This window comes from Dyella sp. CR10, from assembly GCF_055814425.1.
This window is the reverse complement of the sequence record NZ_CP185986.1, coordinates 1,974,695-1,999,010: the sequence shown is the minus strand read 5'-3', so window position 1 is coordinate 1,999,010 and position 24,316 is coordinate 1,974,695. Positions and strand designations below refer to the sequence as shown.

The 24,316-nt window shown below is 62.3% G+C and carries 18 protein-coding genes; 9 read left to right on the top strand and 9 right to left on the bottom strand.

Annotated elements, in window-relative coordinates; genetic code table 11:
• Positions 1 to 74: 74 nt before the first annotated feature.
• Positions 75 to 737: a response regulator gene (locus ACNR9O_RS08915; RefSeq protein WP_473681410.1), complete on the bottom strand. Its 663-nt coding sequence runs from the start codon at positions 735 to 737 to the stop codon at positions 75 to 77.
• 204 nt (positions 738 to 941) lie between these two features.
• Between ACNR9O_RS08915 and ACNR9O_RS08910 the strand changes: the two genes are divergently transcribed.
• A complete protein-coding gene (locus tag ACNR9O_RS08910) occupies positions 942 to 3,953 on the top strand; it encodes a sensor histidine kinase (protein WP_473688389.1) in 3,012 nt (1,003 codons plus the stop codon).
• Positions 3,954 to 4,222: 269 nt separating this feature from the next.
• Here the strand turns inward: ACNR9O_RS08910 and ACNR9O_RS08905 are convergent, their stop codons facing one another.
• Together ACNR9O_RS08905 and ACNR9O_RS08900 are read right to left on the bottom strand one after the other, a co-directional pair.
• Complete coding sequence (locus ACNR9O_RS08905) at positions 4,223 to 4,963, bottom strand: SDR family NAD(P)-dependent oxidoreductase (RefSeq protein WP_473681411.1); 741 nt, start codon at positions 4,961 to 4,963, stop codon at positions 4,223 to 4,225.
• Positions 4,964 to 5,047: 84 nt separating this feature from the next.
• Positions 5,048 to 5,629 carry a TetR/AcrR family transcriptional regulator gene (locus tag ACNR9O_RS08900; protein ID WP_473681412.1) on the bottom strand — a complete coding sequence of 194 codons (582 nt, stop codon included), beginning with the start codon at positions 5,627 to 5,629 and terminating at the stop codon, positions 5,048 to 5,050.
• A gap of 180 nt (positions 5,630 to 5,809) precedes the next feature.
• Here ACNR9O_RS08900 and ACNR9O_RS08895 point away from each other — a divergent pair, with 180 nt between their 5' ends.
• The 4 genes from ACNR9O_RS08895 to ACNR9O_RS08880 all read left to right on the top strand — a co-directional run bounded on the left by ACNR9O_RS08895 (position 5,810) and on the right by ACNR9O_RS08880 (position 13,646).
• A complete protein-coding gene (locus tag ACNR9O_RS08895; RefSeq protein ID WP_473681413.1) occupies positions 5,810 to 7,267 on the top strand; it encodes a catalase in 1,458 nt (485 codons plus the stop codon).
• 624 nt (positions 7,268 to 7,891) lie between these two features.
• Positions 7,892 to 9,184 (top strand): TolC family protein, encoded by a 1,293-nt coding sequence (locus ACNR9O_RS08890; RefSeq protein WP_473681414.1) that lies wholly within the window; start codon positions 7,892 to 7,894, stop codon positions 9,182 to 9,184.
• Entirely contained in the window at positions 9,181 to 10,479 is a 1,299-nt protein-coding gene (locus tag ACNR9O_RS08885; protein WP_473681415.1) for an efflux RND transporter periplasmic adaptor subunit, read from the top strand. The genes ACNR9O_RS08890 and ACNR9O_RS08885 overlap by 4 nt, the downstream gene beginning before the upstream one ends.
• Positions 10,476 to 13,646: an efflux RND transporter permease subunit gene (locus ACNR9O_RS08880; RefSeq protein ID WP_473681416.1), complete on the top strand. Its 3,171-nt coding sequence runs from the start codon at positions 10,476 to 10,478 to the stop codon at positions 13,644 to 13,646. Before ACNR9O_RS08885 ends, ACNR9O_RS08880 begins: the two co-directional genes overlap by 4 nt.
• Before the next feature lie 377 nt (positions 13,647 to 14,023).
• Here the strand turns inward: ACNR9O_RS08880 and ACNR9O_RS08875 are convergent, their stop codons facing one another.
• Positions 14,024 to 14,308 carry a hypothetical protein gene (locus ACNR9O_RS08875; RefSeq protein WP_473681418.1) on the bottom strand — a complete coding sequence of 95 codons (285 nt, stop codon included), beginning with the start codon at positions 14,306 to 14,308 and terminating at the stop codon, positions 14,024 to 14,026.
• Between the two features lie 61 nt (positions 14,309 to 14,369).
• Positions 14,370 to 14,492, bottom strand: coding sequence for a hypothetical protein (locus ACNR9O_RS08870; protein WP_473681420.1), 123 nt, complete (start codon positions 14,490 to 14,492; stop codon positions 14,370 to 14,372).
• A gap of 573 nt (positions 14,493 to 15,065) precedes the next feature.
• Between ACNR9O_RS08870 and ACNR9O_RS08865 the strand changes: the two genes are divergently transcribed.
• The 3 genes from ACNR9O_RS08865 to ACNR9O_RS08855 are packed head-to-tail and all read left to right on the top strand — an operon-like array spanning position 15,066 to position 18,203.
• Positions 15,066 to 15,578: a phage tail protein gene (locus ACNR9O_RS08865; RefSeq protein ID WP_473681422.1), complete on the top strand. Its 513-nt coding sequence runs from the start codon at positions 15,066 to 15,068 to the stop codon at positions 15,576 to 15,578.
• 12 nt (positions 15,579 to 15,590) lie between these two features.
• Positions 15,591 to 17,168, top strand: coding sequence for a hypothetical protein (locus ACNR9O_RS08860; protein ID WP_473681423.1), 1,578 nt, complete (start codon positions 15,591 to 15,593; stop codon positions 17,166 to 17,168).
• A 39-nt stretch (positions 17,169 to 17,207) separates the two neighbouring features.
• Positions 17,208 to 18,203 (top strand): hypothetical protein, encoded by a 996-nt coding sequence (locus ACNR9O_RS08855; RefSeq protein WP_473681425.1) that lies wholly within the window; start codon positions 17,208 to 17,210, stop codon positions 18,201 to 18,203.
• 337 nt (positions 18,204 to 18,540) lie between these two features.
• Here the strand turns inward: ACNR9O_RS08855 and ACNR9O_RS08850 are convergent, their stop codons facing one another.
• The 3 genes from ACNR9O_RS08850 to ACNR9O_RS08840 form a co-directional block, all read right to left on the bottom strand.
• Positions 18,541 to 20,079: a glycoside hydrolase family 68 protein gene (locus ACNR9O_RS08850; RefSeq protein WP_473681427.1), complete on the bottom strand. Its 1,539-nt coding sequence runs from the start codon at positions 20,077 to 20,079 to the stop codon at positions 18,541 to 18,543.
• Positions 20,080 to 20,732: 653 nt separating this feature from the next.
• Positions 20,733 to 21,293, bottom strand: a complete 561-nt coding sequence (locus ACNR9O_RS08845; RefSeq protein ID WP_473681429.1) for a lipocalin-like domain-containing protein — start codon at positions 21,291 to 21,293, stop codon at positions 20,733 to 20,735.
• A 217-nt stretch (positions 21,294 to 21,510) separates the two neighbouring features.
• On the bottom strand, positions 21,511 to 22,686 hold the full coding sequence (locus tag ACNR9O_RS08840) for an alpha/beta fold hydrolase (protein ID WP_473681431.1): 1,176 nt from the start codon (positions 22,684 to 22,686) through the stop codon (positions 21,511 to 21,513).
• Positions 22,687 to 22,877: 191 nt separating this feature from the next.
• On the opposite strand from ACNR9O_RS08840, the gene ACNR9O_RS08835 reads away from it, so the two are divergent.
• Positions 22,878 to 23,456, top strand: coding sequence for a TetR/AcrR family transcriptional regulator (locus tag ACNR9O_RS08835; protein ID WP_473681433.1), 579 nt, complete (start codon positions 22,878 to 22,880; stop codon positions 23,454 to 23,456).
• Between the two features lie 44 nt (positions 23,457 to 23,500).
• On the opposite strand, the gene ACNR9O_RS08830 is transcribed toward ACNR9O_RS08835, so the two are convergent.
• Entirely contained in the window at positions 23,501 to 24,244 is a 744-nt protein-coding gene (locus ACNR9O_RS08830) for an SDR family oxidoreductase (RefSeq protein ID WP_473700766.1), read from the bottom strand.
• Positions 24,245 to 24,316: the final 72 nt, after the last annotated feature.

Sequence of the window (24,316 nt, the reverse complement as noted above, 5' to 3'; positions counted from 1 at the left end):
GAATAAGTGCCGCCCGCGACGAGCCGCCCCCAGCTTGCGTCACCTCGCCGCGGGTGCCGCGAGCACGCGGATGGCTAGTCGAGGAACCCTCGGTCCAAAGCGATCGTGACGGCATGCGTCCGATCCTCGGCACCCAGCTTCCCCATGATGTTGCGCATGCGCGACTTGACCGTGTCCTCGGAGATGCTCAAGGCATCGGCGATCGCCCGATTGCCCTGCCCTTTTGCGGCCAGGCGCAGCACGCTCAGCTCCCGCGGCGTCAGCCGCTCCGAGCCGGCATGCCGCGCCAGCTCCTGCGCCACGCCGGCATCGACCACGCGCTTGCCGCGGATGGCATCGCGGATGGCCTGGACGATCTCGGCCAGATCGGCCGACTTGAGCAGATAGGCCGATGCTCCCAGCGTGAGCGCGCGCATGACGCGCGCATCGCCGGCATAAGTGGTCAGCACGATGATCCGCGCCGTCGGATGCTCGGCCCGAATGGCCCCGATGGCTTCCAGCCCATCGAGGCGCGGCATCTGCAGATCGATCAACAGGACATCCGGCGCGAGCCGACCGAACTGTGCGACCGCCTGCTCGCCGTCCTCGGCCTCGCCGGCCACCTCCATATCCGCCTCGGCGGCGATGGCGCCGGCCAGTCCGCGGCGCATCGCCGGATGGTCGTCCGCGACGAGGACGCGAATCCTGTCTGCCTGGCGAGTCGGACTGTGCATGCTTGGGCCGCTGCGTGAACTCATGGACGAGATGCACCAACTATGATGGAGATACGACCAGGACGAAAACGCTCAAAAGTGTGATTCGCCAGTCATACCATTCGGCGTGGACATCCCTCGCAACCACTTGCACGATGACATCTTGCGCAGCCCCGCGCCCATCGGCAACCTTGCCGGGCCGGCGGCGTACGCCGCCTATCCTTTCTCGAACGAGGTGACGTGGTCGCCATGCGACAACCCACGCCGACGGCACGCGCGCGCCCCTGCTGGCTGCGCCGGTGCGTCGCCTTCGCCATCCTCCTCGTCCTGGCCGGCCTTGCCCGCGCCGACGCCCTGACCCTTGGCAGCTTCCATCACACCGTCATCCCCACGCAGGAAGGCGCGCCGGGCGCGGGCGCCATGGCGCAGACGCCCGATGGCTTTCTATGGATCGCCGGCAACAAGGGGTTGACGCGTTTCGACGGGCGCCGCTTCACCCGCTTCACGCCCGTCTCCGGCGAGGCCTTTCCCGAAGCGGATCTCGCTCAGCTGCACCCGGCGGAGGGTGGTGGCCTTTGGATTGCCACCAGCTTCGGCGTCACGCTCCTGCGCGACGGCCATCTCAGGCACTTCGGCAGCGCCGAGGGTTATATCGGGGCGCGCGGCTTCTTCCTGACCGATGCCGCAGGCCACGTCTGGTCGCGCACGAGTCTGGCGCTGATGCGGTTCGAACATGGCGCATGGCACAGCATATGGACCAGCCCCGATCGCACACTCGGTGAAGTCACGCTGGATGGCGACGGCAACATGTGGGCGCTCATCAATCGCAAGCTCAACGTGTGGCCCAAGAACGGGACGGGCTTTGCCGAAGTGCCCGGCGTCGTCGACAACGCCAGGCATGTCCTTGCCGGCGCATCCGGCCACCTCTATGTGACGACGCCGACGGAAGTGCATTTCTACCGGCGACGCGGCACCGAACTGACCGAACTGGCCAAGCCGGTGGCGGCACGCGTTTTCAGACTCATCGAGGGACAGGAACATTCACTGTGGCTGGGCAGCACGCGGCAAGGCATTTACTTCGTCGCCGGCGAAGACCTGACGACGGCCGAAGCACAGCACGACGCGCCGCGCGTGCAGAACATGAGCCAGCTCGAAGGCCTCACCAGCAACTATGCGCCGCACCTGCTGGAAGACCGCGAAGGCGACCTGTGGGTCAATACGCCCAATGGCCTGGACCGGTTCCGGCGCGCCGCATTCACTCGCATCGATCTGCCGCTGGCCATCCATACGATCAGCGCCGCCGCGGACAAGGACGGCAACGTATGGATCGGCAGCGAAACCCAGCCGTTGCTCCTGCGTAAAAAAACCGGCGAATTGACCGAAACCGAGCTGCCGCCGCTGACCCTGGCGCTCTACGCCGACCGGGGCGCGGAACATGTCTGGGCCGCCAACGCTCAGGGCATCTGGCGCTTGACCCCCGCGGGCGCTCAGCTCGAAAAGGCACTCACCCGCGAGGACACCGGCCCCATTGGCTCCCTGCCCTGCATGCTCAGCGACCTCGCCGGGAAGCTCTACGTCTGCACGCCCTACAGCGCCACGGGCCATGGCCTGCTGAAGCTGGAGGGCGGCCAATGGAAGGAGGCGTTCAACCACCCGGTGTTTCCGCAAACCATCGCACTCGACGCGAAAGGCGATGTCTGGGCCGGCAGCCGGGAGAAGAACCGACTGTATCGACTCTCCAACGGTGCCGAATCGTCCATCGGTGAACGCGAAGGGCTCGCCACCGGCGTAGTCAAATCCATCTATCCCGATGGCGATGGCCTATGGCTGGGCGGCGACGACGGTGTGCAGTACTTCGATGGCAAGCATTGCACCACGCTCGCCACCGACGACCCGGAGCTCGGTCGCCCGGTCGTCGGACTGGCCGTCGATCGCCATGGCGACCTGTGGGCACAGACGCTGGATGGCGTGCTGCGCTTCCGCGCGGCGGACATCGCGCCGGTCAAGGCCGGCGAACCGCGGCAACTGCATCCGGACGTGTTCAATGATGAAGACAATATCGCCGGCTCGCCGGATACCACCTGGACCAACCCCAACCTGAGGATGGGGCCCGACGGCAGGATCTGGGCGCAGACATCGACCGCGCTGGCATGGGTCGACCCGGATCGCATCCCGGTCGAGCGCGAGCGCCCCCGCGTGGTGATCGACTATCTGGAGACATCCCGGCGCGCCGTTCCATCGCCGCAACAGCATCTGCGACTCGGTCCCGGCGAGAAGGCGGTGCGTATCGCCTTTACGGCAGCTGCGCTGGGCCGGCCCGACAAGCTCCGCTTCCGCTACCGGCTGGTCGGCATGAGCGACGAATGGACCGATGCCGAAGACCGGCGGGATGCGGCCTTTACCAACCTCGCGCCCGGCGCTTACCGCTTCGAGGTGGACGCCATCAACGGTGCAGGCCTGGCCAGCGAACGCCCCGGCACGATCAGCTTCGAACGCCTGCCGGCGTACTACGAGACCTGGTGGTTCCGCGCCATATGGGGACTGCCTGTGGCGCTGATCCTATGGCTGGCGCACGAGATGCGATCGCGCGCCCTCGCGCGCCGTCTGAAAATCCGCGCGGACGAGCGCGAGGCGATCGCGCGCGACATTCACGACACCCTGTTGCAGCGCCTGCACGCCGTCACACTGTCGCTGCAGCGCTTGGCCGCGGACGATGCGATGCCGGCCACCTCCCGCGGCGCTCTGGCGCGCATCCGCGACGATACGAGAGAGGCTATCGCCGAAGGCCGTGAACAGATAAGCATGCTCAGGCGAAACCAGGATTCAGGGCTGGCGCTTTACGACGAACTCATGGCAGAGGGGCGGCGCCTTCGCGAGCAAGTGGACATTCACTTCGCGCTGGAAGTCCGCGGTGCGCCGCGCCCCCTGCAGAACGCGCCTGCCACAGAACTGCGCGACGCTGCGCTGGAAGCCATGCGCAACGCGTTTGCGCACTCGGGCGCTTCTATTATCCAGGTCACGCTGACGTACGAGGAGCGCGCGTTCTGGATCGTTGTCACGGACGACGGGCGCGGTTTCGATCGCCAGGCCGCGGAACAGGCGGGCCGCACTGGCCACTACGGTCTGCTCGGCATGCGCGAGCGCATCGCTAGCTTGAAGGGGGCGGTCCAGATCGAGTCCAGCCCGCAAGAGGGTACTGAAGTCCATCTCAAGGTTCCTGCGCGGACCATCTATGAGTTCAGCAAGAGGCCGCGCCACTAAACCCGCCGACTCAGCGAAACCACTGGTTCCCCGCGCTGAATCAGGCGACTGACAGGCCTCGCTTCCAAGGCCGGAGCGGGCTGCCGGTCAAGCCTTCGGCAACCCAGTCGCGCAAGCGCGAGTGTCCGTGACTGCCGGCGGTGGTCAGGTGCGTCTCTGTGCGTCGACCGCACGACGGCAACGTGCCGACCGCCGACATTCCGCCCGAACGACGTGCAAACGAATGCGGCGGCGGGAGTGGATCCCGTCGCCGTCATATTGAGTGGCGCTTACAACGTCATCCCGCCGTCGATGGTCAGGCTGGAGCCGGTCATATATCCGGAGGCCGCGCCAGAAAGGTAGGACACCAGCTCGGCCACATCGTCTGGCCGGCCCACCTGCCCCAGAGGGACCATCGGCTTGATGTCCTCGATGTGCCCGGCCGTCATATCCGTCTCGATGGGGCCTGGCTGAATGTTGTTGACGCGAATGCCTCGCGGAGCCAAATCCAGCGCCAATCCTTTCACCAGAGCCGCCACGGCCGCCTTGCTCATGCCGTAGACGCTGCCGATCGGCGTCAGCGGGCGTACCGCGGAATTGCTGCCGATCGTGATCACGCGACCGCCTTCGCCCATATGCGACACGGCAGCCTGCACCGCCACGTACACGCCGCGGATATTCACATTCAGGATCTCATCCAGGGCCTCCAGCGTGAACGAATCGACTCGGCCAAGTCGCAGCACGCCGGCGTTGACCACGACAACGTCCAGTCGGCCAAAACGCGCAACAATTTGTTCGACGGCTGCACGGATCGCGTCGGCATCCGCGCTGTCGGCCTGGACTGCGAACGCGTTGCCGTTCGCGGCGATGATGTCATTGACGACTTGCTGTGCACTGTCGGGCCGCGACACATAGGTCAGGCCGATGGCGAAGCCGTCTTTGGCCAGGCGTCGCGCGGCCGCTGCGCCGATGCCGCGTGAACCGCCAAAAACAAGCGCTACTTTCTGGTTCTGCTTTGATTGATTGCTCATGACCTTCCTCTTTATTGACTGATCGTTCCAAAACAAGGGTAAAAAAATGCGACGGCCCAAACGGCGCCGTCGCACAACCAGGAATTACGCCCGCAAGCGGTCCAGGGTGAATCGTGCCAGGCGGCGCAGCTCGCTGGCCTTCGCGCCGCTGCGTGCGGCAAGCTGGATGCCTGTCATGCACATCAATACGTAGCTCGTGGCCTCGCCTGCATCGAGCGAAGCGTCTATCTCGCCTGACGCCTGCCCTTCGCGGATGCGTTTGAGTACACGGTGCCGCAGATAGGCCGCGCTTCTGCTTCGTAACTCCGACAGTTCCGGTTCGCTCACGCCAAATTCGCAAGCCGACGCCACGCCCATGCAGCCCAGCGTGCGCAACGCATCGTCATCGACCACCAGGCCCGCCAGCATGGCTTGCAGGCCTGCGATAACGGAGTCAGGGGTCTGTAGGCGGCGAATGTGCCCCGACGTGGATCGCTGCTGGTAGTCCGACAGTGCCTCCAGGTACAGCTGCCACTTGTCACCGAACGTGTTGTACAGGCTCTGGCGACCGATGCCCATGGCTTTCACCAGGTCGTCGGTGGACGTGCCGGCATAGCCCTTCGTCCAGAAAATCTGGCGAGCCTGTTCCAGGGCTGTATCGCGATCAAATTCACGGGGTCTGGCCATGGATGCATTCTGTCAGTTATGGACTAATTAGTCCATAACTTCGGTTGATCATCTGTCGGAGGCGATTCGTGCAGACGCTAACAAGGACTAACAGCCCATAACTGGCCTCGCGCCCTACCCCTGCCCATCCTGCTATGGCGCTCGCTTCTTGGCGTTAACTTTTATTTTGAGGACGACATAATGAATGATGCGGCCAAGCCACCGCGCCTGACGCACGCAACAGGTGCGCCGGTTAGCGACAACGTAAACATCCAGACGGCTGGGCCGCGTGGGCCGGCCCTCCTGCAAGACGTGTGGCTACTCGAGAAGCTGGCTCACTTCGATCGTGAAGTGATTCCTGAGCGCCGCATGCACGCCAAGGGCGCGGGTGCCCACGGCATGTTCACCGTAACGCACGACATCACCCGCTATTCCAGGGCCAAGATCTTCTCTGCGATTGGAAAGAAGACCCCGATATTCGTCCGCTTCTCAACCGTGGCTGGCGAGCGTGGTGCTGCCGACGCCGAGCGCGACATCCGCGGCTTCGCGATCAAGTTCTACACTGAGGAAGGTAATTGGGATCTCGTCGGCAACAACACCCCGGTGTTCTTCTTCCGTGATCCGCTGCGCTTCCCCGATCTGAATCATGCAGTCAAGCGCGACCCGCGCACGGGACTGCGGAGTGCCGACAATAACTGGGACTTCTGGAGCCTTCTTCCAGAAGCTCTGCACCAGGTCACGATCGTCATGAGCGAGCGCGGCATACCTTATTCGTTCCGCCATATGCATGGCTTCGGGAGTCATACGTATAGCCTCGTCAACGAGGCTAACGAGCGCACTTGGGTGAAATTCCACTTCCGCACGCAGCAGGGCATACGTAACCTGACGGATGCGGAGGCCGAAGAATTTATTGGGAAGGACCGTGAAACACACCAGCGAGATCTTTACGACAGCATTGAGTGCGGCAATTTCCCGCGATGGACACTGTTCATCCAGGTAATGACCGATGCGCAGGCCAAGGCATTGCCGTTCAATCCCTTCGATCTCACAAAGGTCTGGCCCAAGGCGGACTACCCGTTAATTGAGGTTGGCTACTTTGAGCTGAGCCGAAATCCGGACAATTTTTTCGCGGAAACAGAGCAGGCCGCATTCTCGCCGGCGAACGTCGTTCCTGGCATTGGTTACTCGCCCGACAAGATGCTGCAGGCCCGGCTATTCTCGTACGGTGACGCGCAGCGCTATCGGCTCGGGGTGAATTTCAACCACATTCCAGTCAATGCACCCCAATGCCCATTTCACAGCTATCACCGCGACGGCGCAATGCGGACGGATGGCAATCTCGGTAGCGCGCCGTCGTATTGGCCGAACAGTAAGGGCGCATGGCCCGATCAGTCGTGGCTCAACGAGCCGCCACTTGAATGCGATGGTGCCGCGATGCATTGGGACCATCGCGTCGATGACGACCACTACCAGCAACCTGGCGAGCTATTCCGAAAGATGAGCAACTCGCAGAGGCAAGCATTATTCGACAACACCGCACGGTCCATGCGTGATGCAAGGGACGAGGTGAGGCAGCGCCATATCGACAACTGCACCAAAGCAGACCCTGAATACGGAGCGGGGGTCGCTGCGGCACTCGCAAAATTGGCCCTCCCGTGAGGCGGCCCGGCTCAAAAGAGAACAAATCCACGGGCATTGCACACGCCCTGTAACCTCGGGAGGGGGTACGAGCGAACGAACCATGAGCCCGTATCCTCGCTTGACAGGACTCGCATCCAGGTGCGTTAAGATTATTCCGCCATGCGTAAGCGCTACCGCCTCAGCCGACGTCACCGGGCCCTTTGGATAGGGGCGGTGGTTTTTTGCCTGCTGTTCCAGCAGTTGGCGATGGCCTCGTATGTGTGCGCCCTATCGGCGCCGTCCGCCACCACGCTCATGACGGGCGATTGCGCGGACATGGGCATGTCTTCGGGGCATCAAACATCCGAGCATCAACGTTCGGATCCGCGCTGTGCCGAGCACTGCGCCGACCATGCCACGGCGACTCCCGATGCCCGTCTACCTGGGGTGCCGCCCCTTTTACTAGCCCCGGTACCTCCGGCGCTGCTGGGGACGGTCGCCGCGGTGCCGGAACAGGCGGCACTGCCGGATCCGACGATGCGTCGCGCGGAGCCACCGCCCACGTTGCGGTTCTGCTCTCTCCTCATTTAGCCCTCGATCGCTAAGCCCTTGGCGGCCCTGCCGATGTGCATGGCCCATACGGTTTTGTGATCGGAGCTAATCATGTTCTTGCATCAAATCTGGATGCGCGCTTTCCCGGCGCGCCGCTGGGTGTGCCCCCTGTGCGCCGCCATGTTTCTCGCCATGCCGCCCGCTTGGGCGGGTGAGCTCGCCACGGCATTAACGTTGGAAGCTGCGACGCGGAGGGCCCTGACGCAAGCGCCCCTGCTGGACGCGAGCACAGCTTCTCAGCGTGCCGCCCGCGAAGAAGCCGGCCGTGCCGGCGCCTTGCCGGATCCCCAGCTGACCGTCGGCATCGAGAATCTGGCCACTCAAGGACCGGGGGCATTTACGGCGGGGGGTGACAGCATGACGATGCGCACCGTCGGGCTCACTCAGGCGCTTCCCTCACGCGCCAAACGACAGGCGCAGCGCGATCTCGCCGGCGCCCGTGTCGAGCAAGCCGCAAAAAACATCACCATGACCCAGCTCGCCATCGAGCAACAAGTCGCGGCTGCCTGGATCACTGCCTGGGGCGCACATCATGAAGCGCAGATGCTGCAAGCCATGCGCAGCGAACGGGCCGTCGATGTGGTGGTAGCCGAAGCACGATTGCGGGGCGGCACCGGCTCGGCGGCAGACGTGCTGGCGACGCGCATGGAAGCGCTGGACCTGGAGAATCGCATCGACGATGCCGCCTCGCGTGAAGCGCAGGCCCGGGCAACCTTGGGTCGATGGCTGGGTGGCTCCGTCACCGAGCCGCTTGCCGATGCGCCGGACTTTGCCGTGCTCGCCCACGACAAGGCCACTTTGCTGTCCAAGCTGGATGAGCAAGGTAATCTTCTGGACTGGCCCGCACGTGAACACGTCGCCGAAGCGGCCCTGGCCGAAGCCAAGGCTGAAAAGCATCCCGAATGGAGCGTCGGGCTGAGCTATGGCTCCCGTGTCCGGGGGTTGTCCGACATGGTGTCCCTGCAGGTCGGCGTGAGCCTGCCCCTGTTCACGCGCAATCGCCAGGATCGCGGCATCAGCGCACGAGCCGCGGATCTTGAGGCGGTCCATGCCGAGCACGACGATGCCCGGCGGCAGCAAGCGGAAGCCGTGGAAGTGGCCTGGGCGCAATGGGACGCACTGGGGCGGCAAGCGCGCCGGCATCTCGACCAACTCTTGCCGCAAGCCAACGATCGTGCCGCGCTGGCCTTGGCGGCCTACCGCGGTGGTGGCGACGTCCAGCCCTTACTGGAAGCTCGCCGCGACGAAATCGCTCACCACACCGACTACGCCCGCATGCTGACGGATTACGGTCGAGCGTGGGCAGTGTTGACCTATCTGCTGCCCGAAGGGGATGCCCCATGAAGCGCGCACGCTGGATCCTTTCTATGGTGGCCGTGTTGCTGGCCACGGCGTTCGTCGCCTATTGGGCTGGTCGCCATGGGAGCGGCTCGGCCGCCGTATCGGGCGACCGCTTAGCCACCACCGGGTCGTCAGCGCCGGACGCCGGTGTCAAGCCGTTGTACTGGTACGACCCGATGATTCCGACCGAACATCATGACCAGCCCGGCTTGTCGTCGATGGGCATGCAGATGATCCCCAAGTATGCAGATGCCGGCACCGACGCCAGCGCCGTACGCATCGATGCGGCGACGATCCAGAACCTGGGCGTACGCACCGCCTTGGTCGAGCGTCGAGTGCTGGCAGCAACCATCCAGGTGCCCGGAACGATCAGCTGGGATCTGCGCCAAGCCGTCGTCGTGAGCGCCCGTGTGGACGCAGTGGTGACCAAGCTATATGTCCGCGCGCCCTACACGAACGTCACGGCGGGCACCCCGATAGCCGAGGTGCTCGCGCCACAGTGGAGCAGTGCCGTGGCCGAAGCCCAGGCGCTACAGCACGTCCAGTCAGCTGAAGCCAAGGCCCTGCGCGGCGCGGCGCAACAACGCCTGCGTGTACTCGGTTTATCGCCCACCGATGGTCGTGCGATAGGCGGCGGTGGCCAGATCACCCTGCACGCGCCGCAAACGGGCGTCATCGGCACGCTGGATGTGCGTGAGGGGCAGCGCGTCGTTGCTGGGCAAACGCTGATGACGATCAACGGAACGTCAACGGTGTGGGTTGAAGCGGCCTTGCCGCAGGCCGTAGTGGGCACGGTGCACGCGAATACGCCAGTGACCGTCCGCATCGACGCACTGCCAGGGCAGGCTTTCCATGGCCACGTGGAGGCGCTGCTCCCGGATATCGACATGACGACGCGCACCCAGCGTGCGCGCATCGTGCTCGCCAACCCGGACGGAAGTTTAAGTCCGGGCATGTTCGCTACCGTGCAGCTCGATCCGGCGCCAGGCAAGGCAGTGCCGGTCGTGTCCGACGATGCACTGATCACGACCGGCGAGCATGCGCGCGTGATCGTCTCCGAAGAAGGCGGCCGCTTCCGTGCCGTCGCCGTGCGCACCGGCCGCGCATCCGGCGGCTATACCGAAATTCTCGACGGCCTCGTGGGCGGTGAGAAGGTGGTGGTGTCCGGACAGTTCCTGATCGACTCGGAGGCCAGCCTATCCGGGGCGCTGGATCGCTTGAACGACCCTGCGGCGCCCTCCGCGCCTGCGACCAGTGCATCGATATTGGGCATGCCGATGCCGGGAGATCGGCCATGATCGCCGCGCTCATCCGTACCGCGATCGCGCACCGCGCAGTCGTCCTGTTGGCCGCCTTGGCATTGGCGCTGGCCGGCGTGTTCGCGGCGACGCGCACACCGATCGATGCACTGCCCGATCTGTCCGACACCCAGGTCATCATCCGCACCAATTGGCCGGGCCAGTCGCCCCAGGTGGTCGAAGATCAGGTGACCTATCCATTGGCCACCACCATGCTGTCGGTGCCTGGGGCCAAGACGGTCCGCGCCTACTCGTTCTTCGGCGACTCCTACGTCTATGTGCTGTTCGACGACAACACGGATCTCTACTGGGCACGCTCGCGGGTGCTGGAGTACCTGAGCCAGGTTCGCGATCGCCTGCCATCCGGCGTGAGCCCTTCGTTGGGCCCAGATGCCACCGGTCTGGGCTGGATCTATGAGTACGCCTTGGTCGATCGCACGGGACAGCACGACCTGGGCCAATTGCGTGCCTTGCAGGATTGGTTTCTGCGCTACCAGCTCAAGACCGTGCCGGATGTGGCCGAAGTCGCCGATCTGGGCGGCATGGAGCGGGCCTGGCAAGTCGTGCCTGATCCGCAGCAGTTGGCTGCGCGTAATCTCACCGTGGCGCAGTTGGTCGAGGCGATCCGGGCGGCCAACGGTGCCAATGGCGGCTCGGTGATCGAGCAAAGCGAAGCCGAACTCATGGTGCGCAGCGAGGGCTATCTGCGCAGCCGCGAGGACTTCGAGCGCGTACCGATCACGGCCAACACCGGCGGTATACCGGTACTGCTGCGCGACGTCGCCTCGGTGCGGCGGGGCCCCAGTTTCCGGCGCGGCATCACCGAGCTGGACGGCCAAGGTGAAGTCGCCGGCGGTGTCGTCGTGCTGCGCACGGGCAAGAACGCCAGGGCCGCGATTGCTGCCGTCAAGGCCAAGTTGGCAGAACTGAAGCACAGCTTGCCAGCCGGGGTGGAGATTGTGCCGACCTACGATCGGTCGCAACTGATCGACGCGGCCGTGGAGAACCTGTGGGGCAAGCTGTTGGAGGAGTTCATCGTCGTCGCGCTGATCTGTGCGCTATTCCTCGGTCACTTGCGCTCGGCGCTGGTGGCCGTGATCACGCTGCCGCTCGGGGTGCTGACTGCCTTCATCGTGATGCATGTACAGGGCGTGTCAGCCAATTTGATGTCACTCGGCGGTATCGCCATTGCCATCGGCGCGATGGTCGATGCTGCGGTGGTGATGATCGAAAACACCCACAAGCATCTGGAGCATTGGCGCGATGCGCACGATGGACAGGAACCTCAGGGTGCGGCGCGCTGGACGTTGGTCGCGGAGTCGGCTGCCGAGGTGGGTCCGGCGCTGTTCGTGAGCCTGCTGATCATTGCCCTGTCGTTTGTCCCGGTCTTCGCACTGGAAGGCCAGGAAGGCAAGTTGTTCAAGCCGCTTGCCTTCACCAAGACCTACGCGATGGCTGCCGCGGCGGGTCTCGCCGTCACTCTCGTGCCGGTATTGATGGGCTACCTGGTACGAGGACGGATCCGGGCGGAGCGCGACAACCCGCTCAACCGAGCCCTGATCGCACTGTACCGGCCCATCCTGGAAGCGGTGCTGCGTTACCCAAAGGCCACGCTAGTCCTTGCGGGCGTTCTGTTTCTTAGTGCTGCCGTGCCTTTCAGTCGGCTGGGCAGCGAGTTCATGCCGCCGATGGACGAAGGCACGCTGCTATACATGCCCACGGCGCTACCGAGTCTGTCGGCCGGCAAGGCGGCACAACTGGTGCAGCTTACCGATCGCATGATCAAGACCGTGCCCGAGGTCGAGCACGTGTTCGGCAAGGCCGGGCGTGCGGAGACCGCCACCGATCCGGCGCCGCTGGAGATGTTCGAGACCACCATCACCTTCAAGCCGAAGGATCAATGGCGGCCGGGTATGACCATGGACAAGCTCAAGGTCGAACTGGACAAGGCAGTGCATGTACCGGGATTGACGAATCTGTTCGTGCCGCCGATCCGCAATCGCATTGACATGCTGGCGACCGGTATCAAGAGCCCGATCGGCATCAAGGTGCTCGGGCCCGATCCCTCCACCCTGCAAACGGTGGCCGACCAGATCGAAAGCGTAGCCAAGAAAGTGCCTGGCGTGAGCTCAGCCATAGCCGAGCGGGCTCAGGGCGGTCGTTACGTCGATGTGCATGTTCGTCCCGATGATGCGGCCCGCTATGGCTTGAGCCAGCAGCAAGTGCAGACGCTGATCGCGACTGTGGTAGGCGGCGATCCGATCGGCCAGACCGTGCAGGGACGAGAGCGCTATCCCATCGTGGTGCGCTATCCACACATCGAGCGTGACTCCGTCGCGGCCCTGCGGCAGTTGCCCATCATCGCGGCCAGCGGGGCGCAGCTGACGCTTGCACAGGTCGCAGACATCACGCTCGACATGGGGCCGCCGATGCTGAAGAGCGAGAACGGGCAGTTAGCCACGTACGTCTACGTCGATACCGCTGGCCGTGACCTCGGCGCGGTCGTGGACGATCTGCAGCGTGCGGTGGCTCGACAGATAAAGTCGCCCCCCGGCATAACGGTGGCCTGGTCGGGGCAGTTCGAGTATCTGGCCAGTGCCATGGAGCGCCTCAAGCTCGTCGTACCGATCGCGCTGGTCATTATCTTCGCGCTCATCTACGCCGTGTTTCGTCGTGCCAGTGAAGCGGCCTTGATCATGGCCAGCGTGCCGCTGGCACTCGTTGGCGGGCTATGGTTGATCTGGCTGCTGGGCCACGCGGTCTCCGTGGCGACGATGATCGGCTTTATCGCGCTGGCGGGCGTCGCTGCCGAGTTCGGCGTGGTGATGCTGCTGTACTTGCGTCACGCCTGGGAGCATCACCTCGCGCTGGACCCCCGCGCAGGCCTTCCTGAGCTGGAGGATGCGATTCGCGAAGGTGCCGTGCAGCGGGTGCGGCCCAAGGCGATGACCGTCGCGGTCATCCTCGCCGGCCTCTTACCGATTCTGTGGGGCCACGGCGCAGGCTCCGAAGTCATGCAGCGCATCGCGGCGCCCATGGTGGGCGGCATGCTGACCGCCCCCTTGTTGTCGATGCTGGTGATTCCCGCGGCCTTCCTGCTGATGACTCGGCACCGCCTCTGCCAGACCACCACATCTTCCCACACCCCAGGAGATGCATTTCATTGAAAATCGGCGGATCGTTACTTCGGTCGGCGTAACCCGACGAACGGTGAAACGTGCGATGGCGAGAGCGCGATGGCGGTCCCAATCGCCAAGACGAGAGCGGCGTGATGCGTCAGCAGTACGAGAACGCCTGCCGCGATCACGGCGACGTTGGCAATGACATCCGCCCGGGTGGACAGCCAGGTGGGACCCAGGTGGACTTTGCACTGACGGAAGCGCTGCAGCAGGCACAGCGCGGTCCACGGTCCAGCTGCGACCCCGCATACGCACAGGCTCTCCAGCGACTGGTGAAGCCGCTCGTTTGGTGCACTCCTTCAAGGAAGATGCTGGCACGAGAGGCGGTCAGGGCGCGCTACTCAACTTACCCGCGATAACTGGTCCTAATCGCCGTCCCAATAGCCACCACCGATCGTCCCCAGCTTGGCCAGCGGCCGCCTTGGGTCGAAAGCAAGCATCCCCAGGCTTTCAATACGAGATATGGCAACTCGCCAAACCATGAGGGAGTATCGCCATGCCCTGTTCGTCGAGAGGGAATACTCCTGTGTGACGATGACGAAGCATCCGTGGAACACCGGGGCAACTATCGCTTGCCAGTAAGGAATGTCCTCTTTGATGCCGTTGACCATCGCCATCGCGCCGAGGACGATGGCGTATTGCGCGTCCACCAAACATGGAATTCCTGGCCCTGACCTGCGGCTGTTGCCAGCCGGTCGCGCACGCAACCTCTCAGGAATTCACCAGGGCGGCGAGAAAGTGATTCAGTTCCAGCCTTGCATGCGGTGAAAGCTTGGCCAGGTTCTGCGCGATCTGGGGAAACCCGACCGTGCGATCGCTCAGGTGCATGTCCATGTGCCCTCGCCCAAGAACGAGCCAGTCTGCGGATATATCTAACCGTTGGCAGACAATGGCGACGTTACCAAGCGACATCGCCCCTCCGTTTCGCCACCGAGACACCGCGCTCTCAGTTACCCCGACGGCGCACGCGACCACGCTCAGCTTTCCCATGCCGCGGTGTTGAATCGCCAACCTCAAACGTTCGCCGTGCTCAGCGCCGGAACACCAAGAGGACTCCACGGGGCCGCCCTTAGTCAACACGCCCTGTGCCATGACCATCTCCCCCAGATCGCGTACTGCGCACGCAGTGGGCTCATTGTCCAGCCTCTTTGCTCGACGGGAAGTCCCGATTTTTGGGTAGCACGGCGGACTGTCCAATTCTGCGAGATGCAACACGGTGCGACCTCATTGACATTGCTTCAGCTCACGCATGGCTCAAGGACGCGTGCGCGCCGCTTCACTGGTTTGGCTTGAGTCGTCGCAATGGGGGCTGCAGCCTTGTCACGAGCTTGGGTCGGCACGAGACCCGCTGACATTGGCGTTTATACCCAGCCGTTTCGCGGCGGCTTTTTCGTGAGGATCGAGATGATGAGCGAAAAATCTTTGGCGGCCGACAAGGACGGACATGGCGCGTTTCTTCCCATTGGCTCCATTGTCATGTGGGGCGGGTTGGACGGGGCGCTCCCAAGAGGGTGGTTGCTGTGCGACGGCAAGAGTTACCCCAAGGCGAAGTACCCAGAACTCGCTAGTGTCGTTCTAACGCACTTCGGAGAACCACGTTCGCCTGATCGCGACTTTTACGTGCCTGATTTGCGCGGGCGATTCGTGCGCGGGGTTGACTCTGGCGCCGCCCGCGATCCCGACAGCATGGAGCGCAAGGATATGCGATCCGATCGCACGGTCGGCGGGGTCGTTGGCTCAGTCCAGAGCGATGAATTTCGCGAGCATGTGCATACCTACCAACATCCAGCCAAACGCGAGGGCGGTGGCCTCTACGAAGGCAGGCATTGGTGGCCCGGGGAAGACGCGACTGGGAAAGCGGGAGGCAAGGAGACGCGACCGATCAACGCGTATCTGTATTTCATCATCAAGGCCGAGTGAGGGCTTGCACGCATGCTCGTCAATCTCTCTGATCTGCACTCGGTCGCCGAATCCCTGCCTATCAAGGTCAACAACGTTGCCGTAGGAACGCTGCTCGCCGAGTACGAGGTTCGCGCCCGCCCCGACTTGCGCGGACTCGAGGCACATCGGGCATACGCGCTGTCCGTGCGGATGCGCGTGCTGTTGTCGAATCCGTATGAGTTCGCCCCCGGCAAGGTGGAGGGCTTCTACGACTATCCCGCCGCGTTCTCGAACACGCTGTCGGTGGTGCCTGGCGCTGACGGCGCCGGAGGTGTGACCACCTACCTTGTCGATTACTCCCCGAAGACGATCAACTCCGAGATCAACACCAGTCGCTCGTCCTCTTCCGGAACGTCCGATGGCAGCAACATTCAGCGCAGTTCCGGCTCGTCGACGTCCGAGACCAATTCCTGGGAGGTGTCTGTCGGTGCAGGCATGTTTGGGTGGCTGTTTACGCCTTCCATCTCGGGCGGTGGCGGCGGCTCAACAACCTATGCCCGAAGTGATGATGTTTCGCAAGGAACTACCCGTAGCGTGGATGCTCAATCCTCGCTCTCGATGTCGATGAGCGTGAAGGATTGGGCGGTCTACGGACAAGTCGCCCCGGATGGCCTTGGTGCGAAGTGGTTGTGGGGTCAGGAATTTCCGTGGAACGTGCTCGATTACTTCGACACGTCCTGGAATAACCGCAAGCCGAACCCTAACAAACCGATTGACAGCAACCACGTTAACCTGCCGGCCTTCGTGAAGGAACGAATGTGGCTAGAAGACCCCAAGAACGGCAATCATCTCGTTCCACCCAGTCAACTTTCGCTTTATGGCGTCAATTTTTGCGCGAACGCCGATTGGCTAGTGCGTGCGAATGAAAAGAGCTCTGTTGATGAGGTAATCACCATCCGGCATGGACTGCGCTACTTCACGGCAAGCCATTATTTCCAGGACGGCACGGGTGCGTTGATTGCCACGCTTAGCACGAAACCGGGAATTTTCGAGCACACCTCACGCGAACTGAATCTCCCTATCCTCGCTCTTGACCCCATCTTGGGACGAGGCATCCCGCCCGCGGCTTCCGTGGGTTTCTCGCCACAAGAGTTCATTTCCGGCGGTGGCCTTGGGGAGCCCTTCCGTATTGTCTCGTCTGGAAACAATCTCTATATCGCAGGGGAAGGTTTCACGCGGCCATCGTCGAACAACGACACCATGCTGGCGGACATCGGTCAGACAGGGGCGCGTTTCGAGATCAAGTTCAAGGTTGTTGACCTGGATGGGCCGCTCGCTCTCTATATCAAGCACTGGAAGACAACGAGGCGCGGTTGCCGCCTTGGCATCACCATCAACGGGCTCGGCAAGATCACACGCGTCGTGGACGCGCTCGACGCCGGGGACGGATCCGACAACATCACTACCGTCCTGCTGCTTCAGAGAAGCTACACGACCGAAGGATATTTCAACTATCTGTCCCTTGGGCTGAATACAATCGTCGTAGAGGTCGAGCGTGATGTCGCGAGTGGGTCCGTGCCACCGGAAAATGTGTGTGGGTATGCGCTCCGGGCAATCGGGATTGGCTAAGTGCCAGGCTCACGCGGCTTGCATCTACCTGGTGGGCGAGTGGCCGTGCTCTCCGTCCGTCAGGATCCTCGGAGCGCGAAGTCTGCGGCGAATCGTCGTGCAGAGGCCAAAAAGGCAGCAGCGGCGTCTGTTTTCGTTGCGCAGTCGCTTGTTCGTGAGCAAATGCTACAAGCGAAAAGAGTGGTGACTCGCGCGAAAAACTTCTCCAAGAAAGTCGTTGCAGCAAGGGCCAAGGTAGCGACGTCCGCTGCGTTCGTTATGCCTGACGCTGACCGCCCCGCCTTCACCGCAAACGCAGAAAGGCTTGCCGAACTGACCGTCAACACATCAGCGCGGTATCCCTTCAAAATCAAGCCAGGTGACAACAAGAAAAGCATGAATCTTGCCATGCCTCATCGAGTTTCATGGATGGATATAAGGGACCTAACGAGGGTCGCGTTTGATGATAAGTCGGGTATGTACGATGATTTTTTTATGGCGTGGACGGACGCGTTTATTCGCGCTGGAGACGACTACGTCCTCAAGTCCAGGGCGAAAGCTGATAAGCATGCGTCAGGCAAGGAGAATCCAGGTCGCACCAGGAGCTCCCAAGGAAAGGCTGACTTGATAGCGAAGGCTGACCTGCACATGCTCTCGCAAGAGGAATTCGTGCGTGCGCGCGATAACTTCATTAAGAACAAGACTGACCTTACGCGTGCCGACTTCGAGATTGTTGCGAATAGTTTTCACGCGAACGTGCCGGACTACGGACCCCATGCCGGCGTGAACGCATCAGTACAAGAGCACTTCCATAGCAACTTTTCGTTCCGCAAGAACATTAAATTTCCAGGTACGCCCGATCCTGTCACTTATCACGCAAGCCAAATGTTGAGCCTTTTTTCCAGCGTGGCCACCGACATGTCTGGCGCCCTTATCGAAACAACTGGAGGCACTATGGCGATTGGCGCCATCGCCGATGGCGCCGTCGCCTCACGCTTCGCTACCGCACCAAAGCAAGTGATTGCCGGGTACAACTCGGCCACCAGATTCGGATGATTCGCGCGCTTGTCGGGCATTTGCATCATGGCGCCCCAGTGCTCGGTCAGCTCGCCATTCTCGATGTGATAAGTATCGCTGAAGCACCATTCCTGAGGCGCATCTTCCTTCGCGCGTGCTGACAGTGGCTGCTTCAATCATGCGTAGTGGTCGCTGCGCTCGGCCCTGAGTACACGACCACGACCCGGCGTGGCGATGCGAAACTACTCCCTATGCGCCTGCATGAAGGCGTATTTGGCACCGCATCCGCGCAGCGATGATGGAGAGGTGGCGCGAGCGGGTGACAATAGCTTGCCGCCCGCTCTCGAAGGTGAAGAGGCGCTTCTGATCTCAAGCTTCAATGGACGAAACGGTTGGCTGGAATATCGCCATAGCCACCCAGGCCGCCCAGGCCGTAGCTCAGATCGATCGTGGTGGTCGGTCCAGCAATGTTGATCTTTACTGTCGGTGCCAGCGTCCCTCCGCGACGCGTACCGATAGCGTCAATGAAAGATTCGACGAGACCGCCCGGCATGATGTAATGCGAGTACGACTGGAAAGTCCGACTATTTTGGTTCGGATCGAGTGCAAAAGGTGCGCCGGCGGGCTCATTCAGATCGGTTGGATTGCCAAGCACCAATCCGCTGCCGCCATTCATTGGCAGGAAATCGCTGCGGATGCCATTGCCGACGAAACCCATGACGCCATCGGGGCCATCAATGCCGGCCGCGTAGGTGGTTCGGTGCGTGATGGTGAACAGATAGTATTTGCCGTCTTTCAGATAGATCTGCGGCCGCTCTGTCTGGTCGTCCACGCAGTTGGCGGAAAGGATCGGTGGCAGGAATTTCCATGTCTTCAGATCGCGATCTGTTGCGACAGCCAAGCCCACATTTGCTTTCTGGAATGCAGCGCCGGAATCCATCACGGCCTGGAGATCTTCACGGTATGGGTCATTGGGTGCATAGCCAAGATCCGCATCCGTGCAGGTGCGCGCCCCTCTTGGGCCCGCCGTGTTGCCTTCAAACACCATGTAGACATTTTCCGGGTGCGCCGGATCTATGAAGGTGAACGGATCGCGGAACGAATAGAACTGATTCTGCGTGCCGGTCTGATAGTTCACGCCGTCCGGCTGAAGTAGTGCAGTGTGATCCTTAAAGCCGGTGAACCAGATGCCATTTTTATTCGCGTGCACATGGCCATCGGTTCGCGTGATGATGGCCACTGGCGGCGTGATGTTGCTGCCATCCGGATTGCGGTTGAATGCCAGGGCGGTGTAGTAGAGGCTCACTGTACCTCCTTGATTCAGCAGGCGCGCGGACCCCGACCACTCTGCGTTCTGCGTCATAGGGATGGCTCCAAAAACCTGAGCGCTGGAACCATCCGGGAACAGGTGTCCACCGTACGTCCATCCTCCATCGGAGGGGCGAAGTGCGGCAGGCACGCCTGCCCTGCGGTAGAAATACCCGATGCGCGCGTGAACGTGCCGATCATCAAAAACGTAGCCTGCATGCGGGTCTGCAGTCAGAGAGAAAATGATCTCCCAGCCGTCGAATGCAATGTTGTTGGCATAGAAATCGGAAAGCGGCCAGGTATCCCAGACCCATACACCTGGGTTAATCATGGGAAAATCTTCGGGGATATCCGGCATGGTGAGCCAAGAGGGCAGCGAATTTTGCGCCACCGGAACGGTTGGGTCCGACATCGCTGCGATCTGTCGCGCATCGGCACGTGTCCAGCGCGAAGTAAATGCCGCGGCAGGGTCATAAGCCTGCTGAGTGTGCGGGGTTGGCTGCGGGAATCCGGTGGCCGCGTGAGCCGCGGTCGCGGCGGTGACGAGGAGCGCCGAGCCTAGCCATAAGGCATGGCGACGATAGAGATGGATACTTGACGGGTGCATGACTTCCCTCCCCTCAAGGCGGAAGCGACGCTTTCCTTTTTGGAAAGCGTCCCTGGATATCAGTGACTCGGTTCACATCAAGTAATCTAATCGTGTTGCGGGCGTTTATACGTCCGTAATCTTATGATTTAAATACATTAAACATTGGCCTGGCGACGAGGTCTGGCGTGTCTTTTTCACCGCCGGACACGATCTTGGCGCTGCCCACTGCTATTTCCACTGGCCGTGATCGCTCCTGCTGTCCGTGGGCGTTGCGACTGGTTCCGAACAGAATCAGTGTCTGGGCCGCCTGGCTTTCGGCGTCTTTAGGCACTTCTCGCGGGTGCCTGACGGCGCCCGTAGACAACGTCAGGGCAGATCAGCCGATAACCTCATCCTCCATGACATCAACGATCCTTGCCCTGATCACAAACGGGAGAAGGATGCCTGGCTGAAGTTTCAGTACCCAGGCGGCATTATCGGCAACCGCGCGTCGAGGCGCTGATCACATGGCGTTAGGACAGGTTGGCCTTAGCTGGCGCCCTGGGCGTGCTGACGCACAAATGCGATAGGAGCTTGCTCGGAATCGGGGGCTCCGGCCTACCGGCGTGATCGTTCGGCAACTCCATGCCCGCCGTCACCCGTCAGCGGTTCATGCTCATTCCCATCCCCGCTCAGGGCGTCTCCGCATGGCTGCCGGAACGTCGCGTTGCCATGCCCTGCTCTATCGAGCCCTTCGATGCTGATGCCTGTGGGCTGCCGGCACGCTGCCATACCGATACAGCGACGCTGTCGCTACCGGGCTGAGGGGGCACCTGATAGCTCAGCTCGCCACCGGACAAGGTGTACGGGCGCACCTGCACGGTGCCGTTCCATCGCTGGATGTAGGACTGGTCGATGTGGAACGAGACGGTGTGCGCCTGGGTGTCCAAGTCCACGCGGCCGTAGTGTGTGCTGGCCAGCTCGGCAGGCTTGAACTCCTTGCGCGCGCCGTGTTCATCCACGGCGAAGGTCGGCTCGTTGCCGCGAAATACCTGCAAGGAGTACTCGCCTTGTGCGCTGACGATCAGGATTCCCGTGGGCTTCGATCCGAAGCCGAACGTCTTGCTGCCGTCCTTGTGCAGGTCGTATGCCGACTTCAGTGTCCATGTGCCGGCAAGGGGTGAGGTTTCCGTGGCGAACGACCAGGAGCTTACAAACAGGGTTGATAGCAGGAGACCGGACAAGACACGCATCTGACGTCATCCTTTGCTGGATGGCTCGCATCCTATAGAGCCTCATTTCCGTTGGGCAGGCGATGCGGAGTATTTCTGCGATGCGCTTTTTCAATACCACCTAAGTAGCTGCGCCCTCCTCCGCGTTTGAGTGGCGCGGTGGTTTGGGGATACGCATGCTCAGCTTCGGACACGGTGGCATGACTGCGGCATATATGGACGACCACGATATCCAAAATCACGAGCGTGATCCGCCCGACTCTCTGGCGAACGCAAGCAGCAGCTCGCTCAGCCGGACTGGCTGCTCCTGTTGGATCCAGTGGCCGGCGCCGTCGATCAGCTCGATGCCACCCATCCTCGTTGTCGCTTTTGTCGTCATGAGATCCAGTGCGCCTGGCGCCGAGTAGGTGCCCCAATCGCTTTTTCCGCCGATGAAGAACGACGGGACATCGATCGTCCTGCCCGAAAACAGGCGCAGCTCGGCATTCAGGTCAGGATCGGCAAAGACGCGATACGCCTGCAAAGCGCCCTGAAACCCGGTGCGGTCATACTCCTGCGTGTACACCGCAAGCTCCGGCTCGGTGAGCCATGGGCAGGCATGGATGTCGGCGGAAGAAGGCTGGAATGGAGCGACGGTCTCGGGCATCGTTTTGCCGAGATCCATCACGTAATAAGTAGGCATCTGTGCAAGGTCTGCGGCGGTTCGCCCTTTCAGCGGGTGCGGCTTGTTTCCCGGCCAGTCGGCACTCTTGACGTAGAAAAATGCGCGAAGAAACGCATGCAGGCCCTGGGGCGGATGCCACATGTCATCGTTCGCCCGCGGCGTGCTCAAGTATTGCTGATAATGCTCTCGTGGCGGATCGAGCGCCGCCAGCGCGTCCGCCAGCTTTTGATTTTCATGCCTCGCTCGATCCGTCGGCGCCTCGCTTTCCGCGGTGTTGAACGGAAACGCCGGCGGCCCGGGGAACGGTGCGCTCATCAGCACCACCGAAGGAAAGACGTCAGGTCGAGCAAGTGCGCAGTACGCCGCCACGGGTGAGCCGAGGTCATGCCCGACAAGCATGGCCGTCCGCCGATATCCCAATGCCGAAACCAATCCGAGGGCGTCGCGCGTCATGTTCAAGAGGCCGAATGGCGCGAGCGGGGTGTCATAGCGATTCACCCAGCCGGTGGTACGGCCAAAGCCCCGCTGGTCGGGCGCCACGACATGGTACCCGGCGTCAGCCAGCATCGGGATCAGGTGGCGCCAGCCGTAAGCCAGATCCGGAAAGCCGTGCAGAAGCAGTGCGAGCGGCCGGCCGGCAGTTTCGTAGCCAGCTTCGAGGATATGAACGTCGAGGCCGTTGACCCCGTGAATCATGCGCGAGCGCACCCCTTGGGGAAGGGTTCCTTCGCCATATGTGGATGCTTTCAAGCCAGTTCCTCCCAGAAGGTTTGCGTGGGCCGGTCGAAGCCATGCTGGCCGCGCCCATCGCCAGGGCGGCTCGTCGGAATGTCGCTGGTTTGAGACTCCAGGGATGGCTTGGGCACCGCCCTGTTCTATAGCGATCGCCATACTATGGCGGTCGCTATATCGGCGCAAGAAAATCGTGTTAAGTTCGTTGCATGCCAATTAAAACTGACGCCCGCGCCAATGCGATTGCTACCGCCCAGCGGCTGTTTCGCATTCAAGGCTACACCGCGACTGGATTGAGCCAGATCATTGAAGAAAGCGGTACGCCCAAAGGATCGTTTTACTTCCACTTCCCGCGCGGCAAGACACAGCTCGCGGAAGAAGCGATCGATCAATACGTGGCGAGCAGAATGGCGGTTCTGCAGAAAATCTCGGCGACTACGACAGGGGATGCGCCGACTTTCGTGCGCCAGATTTTCAGGACGTTCGCGGCCGAGATGGTCGCCTCCAATTTCCAGTACGGATGTCTGATGCAAAATCTGGCGAATGAGCTGCCCGCTCTCGACGCCGAGCTGACCAAGCGGGTCGCGCGCGGATTTGTTGATTCGACCGAGGTCATTGCGGGGCATTTCAGGGGGTGCGGCTTCTCGCGCGCTCGCGCATCCTCTACCGCATCTGCCTTGGTGGCCGCCCTCGAAGGCGCGCGAACGATCGCTCGCCTGGAGCGCACGCCAGCCATATTCAAGGCGCTGGCGAAGGTCAGCGTCCAGCAGTGCGCGCCACCGAAATAGGCATGGCTGCACCATCGAGCGCATGCGGCGCAGCCGGCTTGGGGTCAGATCGCCTCGGCCCATGCCACCGCGTCAGCGCCTGCAGGAATCCGCATGGGACTTGAAGGGTCGGTCACCGCGCGCCACACGGCTTCGGCGACATCCTGCGGATGCGTGATCGGTCCCGGTTCGCGGAATCCAGTCATGAAGCCTTTGACGAGGTCGGCATAAGCCTGGTGGTCGAGACCCTGCATTCGCGATCCGCCATTCTCGGCGAAGCGGGTCTCGGGCGCGCGACCCGGGACGACCAGGCGCGCACGCACGCCGAACTGCGCCAATTCCAGCGCCAGGGACTCGGTGAATGCGTTCACCGCCGCCTTGCTGGCCGAGTAGGCGGCAATGAGCGGAAGCGCCCGCAGCGTCACGGCCGACGTAACGTTCACGACGACCCCGGTCCGTCGCTCTCTGAATTGCGGCAGCACGGCCTGCGTCACCGCCATCGTGCCGTAGACATTCGTCTCCAAGACCTCCCGGATGATCGGCATGGGAGTCGCCTCGAACGGTGCCGCGGCGCCGATGCCTGCGTTGTTCACGATGGCGTCGATCGGCCCCGCGGCCTCGATCGCGTGGCGGATGCTGTCCGGGTCGGTCACATCGAGCGCGAGCACGCGCAGGTTCTTCGAGGCGGGCAGCACGTCCTCGCGCGGCGTGCGCATGGTCGCGATGACCGCCCAGTCGCGATCGAGGAAATGTCTGGCCGTTTCGAGCCCGAAGCCGGATGAGCAGCCAGTAATCAAAATGGTTTTAATGAAGGACTCTCAGGAGTAATGGTCTACCGGCACGATAGGCCGCCTCCTCCGGACGATCTACAATCGACCGTC

What these genes read in the sequence shown, in the direction of transcription:
- ACNR9O_RS08915 (WP_473681410.1), bottom strand. Translation starts at nt 737, where the DNA reads ATGAGTTCACGCAGCGGCCCAAGCATGCACAGTCCGACTCGCCAGGCA.
- ACNR9O_RS08910 (WP_473688389.1), top strand. Translation starts at nt 942, where the DNA reads ATGCGACAACCCACGCCGACGGCACGCGCGCGCCCCTGCTGGCTGCGC.
- ACNR9O_RS08905 (WP_473681411.1), bottom strand. Translation starts at nt 4,963, where the DNA reads ATGAGCAATCAATCAAAGCAGAACCAGAAAGTAGCGCTTGTTTTTGGC.
- ACNR9O_RS08900 (WP_473681412.1), bottom strand. Translation starts at nt 5,629, where the DNA reads ATGGCCAGACCCCGTGAATTTGATCGCGATACAGCCCTGGAACAGGCT.
- ACNR9O_RS08895 (WP_473681413.1), top strand. Translation starts at nt 5,810, where the DNA reads ATGAATGATGCGGCCAAGCCACCGCGCCTGACGCACGCAACAGGTGCG.
- ACNR9O_RS08890 (WP_473681414.1), top strand. Translation starts at nt 7,892, where the DNA reads ATGTTCTTGCATCAAATCTGGATGCGCGCTTTCCCGGCGCGCCGCTGG.
- ACNR9O_RS08885 (WP_473681415.1), top strand. Translation starts at nt 9,181, where the DNA reads ATGAAGCGCGCACGCTGGATCCTTTCTATGGTGGCCGTGTTGCTGGCC.
- ACNR9O_RS08880 (WP_473681416.1), top strand. Translation starts at nt 10,476, where the DNA reads ATGATCGCCGCGCTCATCCGTACCGCGATCGCGCACCGCGCAGTCGTC.
- ACNR9O_RS08870 (WP_473681420.1), bottom strand. Translation starts at nt 14,492, where the DNA reads ATGGACATGCACCTGAGCGATCGCACGGTCGGGTTTCCCCAGATCGCG.
- ACNR9O_RS08865 (WP_473681422.1), top strand. Translation starts at nt 15,066, where the DNA reads ATGAGCGAAAAATCTTTGGCGGCCGACAAGGACGGACATGGCGCGTTT.
- ACNR9O_RS08860 (WP_473681423.1), top strand. Translation starts at nt 15,591, where the DNA reads ATGCTCGTCAATCTCTCTGATCTGCACTCGGTCGCCGAATCCCTGCCT.
- ACNR9O_RS08850 (WP_473681427.1), bottom strand. Translation starts at nt 20,079, where the DNA reads ATGCACCCGTCAAGTATCCATCTCTATCGTCGCCATGCCTTATGGCTA.
- ACNR9O_RS08845 (WP_473681429.1), bottom strand. Translation starts at nt 21,293, where the DNA reads ATGCGTGTCTTGTCCGGTCTCCTGCTATCAACCCTGTTTGTAAGCTCC.
- ACNR9O_RS08835 (WP_473681433.1), top strand. Translation starts at nt 22,878, where the DNA reads ATGCCAATTAAAACTGACGCCCGCGCCAATGCGATTGCTACCGCCCAG.